The following is a 5,036-nucleotide window of genomic DNA, read 5'->3' on the forward strand; positions in this document are numbered from 1 at the left end:
CCGCCGTGACGGACGCCCGCGCGGTGAAGTGCTCGCGGCGGGTCGCCGCCGACACCGCGACGCGCCGCAGCGGCACCTCGGGGTGGGTGGCGAGCCAGTCGGCCCAGCGGGCGGCCTGCGCACGCAGCGCGTTCGTGTCACGCGCCGACAGCACGACGGGCAGTGCACCGTCCGTCCCGTCCGCCGCGGACTCGTCCACGATCGGCGCGGGGGCCTCCTCCAGGACGACGTGGGCGTTGGTGCCGCCGATGCCGAACGCGGAGACGCCCGCCCGCAGCGGCCCGTCCCCGACCCAGTCCCTGGTCTCGGTGTTGACGTAGAACAGGTCCGGGTCCAGGTCCATGTCCGGGTTGGGGCGCTTGAAGTGCAGGGTCGGCACGAGCTCACGGTGGTGCAGGGTGAGCACCGTCTTGATGAGTCCGGCGACTCCGGCGGTGGCGTCGGTGTGGCCGATGTTGGTCTTCACCGAGCCGAGCGCGCACGGCTCGTCGCGTTCGCCGCTGCGGAACACCTCCTGCAGTGCCTGGACCTCGATGGGGTCGCCGAGCGCGGTGCCGGTGCCGTGCGCCTCGATGAAGCCGACGCTGTCCGCGCTGATGCCCGCGGTGCTCTGCGCGGTGGCGATGACCTGTGCCTGCCCGGCCACACTCGGTGCGGTGAAGCCGACCTTGTCGGAGCCGTCGTTGTTGATGGCGCTGCCGCGCACCACCGCGTAGACGGTGTCGCCCGCGGCGAGCGCGTCGGAGAGGCGGCGCAGCACCACCACGCCGACGCCGTCACCGAACACCGTGCCGGCGCCGTCCGCGTCGAAGGCCCGGCAGCTGCCGTCCGGCGAGACGACCATGCCCTCCTGGTACGGGTAGCCGTTCTTGAGCGGCACGGACACCGACGACGCGCCGACCAGGGCGATGTCCGACTCGCCGCGCAGCAGGCTCTCGCGGGCCAGGTGCGTGGCGACCAGACCGGTGGAGCAGGCGGTCTGCACGTTCAGCGCCGGTCCGCGCAGGTTCAGCTTGTGCGCGACGCGCGGCGCCAGGAAGTCTCCCTTCGTGCCGACCATGTTGCGGAAGAAGGACGACAGGTCGTTGATCTCGCGCTGCTGGTAGCCGCCGGACCCGGAGCCGCCGAACACGGCGATCGGGCCGTCGAACTCCTGCGGCAGGATGCCCGCGTTCTCCAGGCCCTCCCAGGCGCATTCGAGGAAGAGCCGGTGCTGCGGGTCCATCGCCTCGGCCTCGGTACGCGAGTAGCCGAAGAAGCCGGCGTCGAACTGGTCGACGTCCTCGACGTACCCCTTGGCCCTGACGTACGAGGGGTGGGTGAGCAGGGCTTCGGGGACGCCTGCCTCGCGCAGTTCGGCCTCGGTGAAGCGGCTGATGAGCTCGCGGCCCTCGCGCAGGGCCTGCCAGAAGGAGTCGATGTCGGGCGCTCCGGGCAGGCGGCAGGCCAGGCCGACGACGGCGATGGCGTCCTCGGCCGGGTCACCGGAGGCGTGCCGGGCCGCGCGGGCGGCCGGGCCGGTGGACGTGCCGGTACCGCTCAGGTGCGCGGCCAGTCTGCGCACGGTGGGGTGGCGGAAGACGGTGGCCAGCGGGAACTCGCGGCCCAGCTCCGCGCAGATCGCCTGGTGGGCGCTGAGCGCGGACATGGACGTGCCGCCGAGTTCGAAGAACCCGGTGTCGCGGTCGACGCCTGGCAGGCCGAGCACGGCCTGCCAGGCGCGGGCGACGACGTCCTCCACCGACTGCGCCGGGTCCGTCGCGTGCGCGGCCTCGGCGGAGCCGTCACCGGCCGCCTCGGCGACGGAGTCGAACGCGGGCAGGGGAAGGGCCTTGAGGGCGTTGCGGTCGGTCTTCTCGTTGGGGGTGTGGGGCAGCTCCGCCATGCGGACCAGACGGGCCGGGACCATGTACGCGGGCAGCCGCTCGGCCAGATGGGCGCGCAGGTCCGTGTCGTCGTCGGTGCCGGCGGCGGGTGTCCAGTACAGGAACAGGGCAGGATCGCCGGGGGTGTCCTCGCGGACGATCGCGGCGCACTCCAGCACGGCCGGGTGGTCACCCGCGACCGACTCGATCTCGCCGAGCTCGATGCGGTGGCCGCGGAGCTTGATCTGGGCGTCGGTGCGTCCGCAGAACTCCAGGGTGCCGTCGGGGCGGTGGCGGACGATGTCACCGGTGCGGTACATCCGCGCGCCCGGCACGGGGCTGTGCGGGTCGGTGGCGAAGCGCTCCCCGGTCAGCTCCGGGCGGTGGTGGTAGCCGCGGGCCACGCCGTGGCCGCCGATCCACAGCTCGCCGTGCGCACCCTGTGGGACGGGCTGCCGGTGCGCGTCCAGGATGTACAGGCGGTTGCCGTGCAGCGGCTCGCCGAGGGAGACCTCGCCCGGTTCGAGGGTCCAGGCGGAGGACCACACGGTGGTCTCGGTGGGCCCGTACATGTTGGTGATCCGGCCGGTGCAGTGCCGCAGCAGCTTCTTGGCCAGGGCCCGGTCGAGGGCCTCACCGCCGACCAGCAGCCGGTCCAGGCCGCCGAGGAGGGCACGGCCGTCGCGGTCGGCCAGCAGCATGCGGGCCAGGGACGGGGTGCACTGCAGGTGGGTGGGCGCGGCGTCGCGGTAGCGGCCCCAGTCGGCCACCGTGCCGTCGGCGACGATCACGCAGTAGCCGCGGGTGAGGGTCCACAGCAGTTCGACGGTGGAGATGTCGAAGGAAGGGCTGGTGACCGCGAGCCAGGTGTGGCCGGGACCGCCGCCGACGCGGTCGTCCATGGCGGTGCAGAAGTTGGCGAACTGGGCGTGTTCCAGCAGGACGCCCTTGGGGGTGCCGGTGGAACCGGAGGTGTAGATGGCGTAGGCCAGGTCCGACAGGGCCGGAAGCGCATCCGGCACCTCGGCGTCCGCACCGGGTGATGCGACGGCGTCGAGGGACAGCACCTCCAGGCCGCCGGCGTCGACGGCCAGCGGATGACCGGGGGTGGTCAGGACGACCCGCATGCCACTGTCCCGCACCACGTGCTCGATGCGCGACGCCGGGTACGCCGGGTCGATCGGCACGTACGCGCCTCCGGCCAGCCACACGCCCAGGGCGAGCACCACGAACGCCGCCGAGCGCGGCGCGTGCACGCCCACCAGGACGTCCGCACCCACCTCATGGGCCCGCAGACGCTGTGCCACCGAGCCCGCGCGGGACACCAACTCCCGGTATGTCAGGCGGTGTTCGCCGTGCACCAGGGCTACCGCGTCCGGGGTGGAGCGGGCCTGGTCGAGGATCCTCCCCAGGGCGGTGCGCGCGTCGGTCAGCTCGGGTGTGACCGTCCCGGCCCGTTCCCGGAGCAAGGACAGCTCGCTCTGCCCGAGTGCCTCCAGCCGCCCCAGGGGAGTGCTCGGGTCCCGCACCACCGAGTCAAGCAGCGCCGTGAAGTTCTCCGCCATCCGCTGCGCCGCCGCCCGGTCCAGGACGTGGGACTGGAACTCCAGCTCGCCCCGCAGCCCCGTCTCGTCGGACACCAGTGTCAGGCCCAGCTCGAACTTGGCGGCGCCCCGGACGTTGCCGAGCGCGCTGCCCGTGGCGGGCCGCGTCCACGCGTCCTCGCCCTCCCCGAGGGCCGGCGCGGACGCGCTGATGTAGTTGAACGCTGCGCGGAAGAACGGGTTCTCCTCGCCGGTGCGCTCACCGGCGGCCGTCCGCACGATCTCCGTGAGCGGCACACTCTGGTGCTCCAGGGCGCCCAGGACCCGCGACCGCATCGCGGCCAGCAGTCCCGTGAACGTCGGATCGCCGCTCAGGTCGCAGCGCAGTGGCAGCGTGTTCGCCAGGAATCCGGCGAGGTTGGCCGTGCCGGGCACCTGCCGGTTGCCCCACACCGTGCCGACCGCGAAGTCGTCCTGACCGCAGTAGCGCTCGAGGAGCACCGCGTAAGCGGTCACGAGCACCGTGTACGGGGTGACGTTCGCGTCGGTGGCCAGGCTCTCCACGGCGTCGCGCAGGCCGGCTGGCACCGTGAAGTACACGGCGTCACCGTCCGCGCCGCTGTCCGACGCGCCCGGCGGGCCGGGCGGGAACTCCAGACGCGGCACGCCCGCCAGCTCCCTGCCGAAGAAGTCCAGCGCGGGCGCGAAGCGGCCCTCACGCACCCAGCGGTCCTCCCACAGCGCGTAGTCGCCCACCTGGTGCTCCACCGGCGGCCGCTGAGGATCGCGGCCGTCGCGCAGCGCGTGGTAGGCCTCGTACAGGTCGTGCAGGAAGATGCCCGACGACCAGCCGTCCGTGATCGCGTGGTGCAGCACGAAGCAGAGCAGCTGCCCGCCGCCGGGCAGGGTCAGGACCAGGCCCCGCAGCAGCGTCCCGCCATCCACCGTGAACGGGGTCAGCTCCTCCTCGCGCAGGCGCGCCGCCACGGCCTCCTCGTCGGCGTGCGACAGGTCCTCGTGCACCAGCGGCACCGTCAGGGACGGGTGCACGACCTGTACGACGTCGCCGCCCTCGGCGCGCAGCGTGGTGCGCAGAGACTCGTGCCGGTCCACCACCCAGGCCACGGCGCGTGCCAGGACGTCCGGGTCGAGGGGCCGGGCGGTGTGCTGGCGGAGCACGCAGTTGTACTGCGCGGAGCCCGGGTGCAGGTGCTCCATGAACCACAGGCGGCGCTGCCCGTGCGTGGCGGGGTACGTCGTGGCGCCCTCGGCCCGCGCCAGAGCGGGCAGTTCGGGACCGGCCGCCCGGCTCGCGGACGTCCCGGCGGGAGCGCCCAGGTCGGCGAACGCCTCCGTGAGCAGGAACAGCGCGATCGCCCGCGGTGTGGGATGGCTGAACGCCAGGTCGGAGGGGAGCGCGGCACCGGCCATGTCGGACAGGCGCTTGCGCAGCTCCACCGCCATCAGCGAGTCGATGCCGAGCTCCTTGAGCTCCTGATCGGCGCCGACGCCGTCCGCCCCGGACACGCCCATGACGACGGCGACTTCACGCCGCACCGCCTCGGTGAGCACCTGCCCGCGCTCCGCCTCCGCGGTCGCGGCGAGCCGGTCCCGCAGGGACGTGCCA

The 5,036-nt window shown here is 73.4% G+C and carries 1 protein-coding gene; it reads right to left on the reverse strand.

What is annotated here, in order from left to right:
- Nucleotides 1-5,036 (reverse strand): non-ribosomal peptide synthetase (locus AWZ10_RS37000; protein ID WP_159058500.1); only part of this gene is annotated, 5,036 nt, incomplete at both ends.

Origin of the sequence: Streptomyces europaeiscabiei (genome assembly GCF_001550375.1) — a bacterium.
Taxonomy (GTDB): Bacteria; Actinomycetota; Actinomycetes; order Streptomycetales; family Streptomycetaceae; genus Streptomyces; species Streptomyces europaeiscabiei.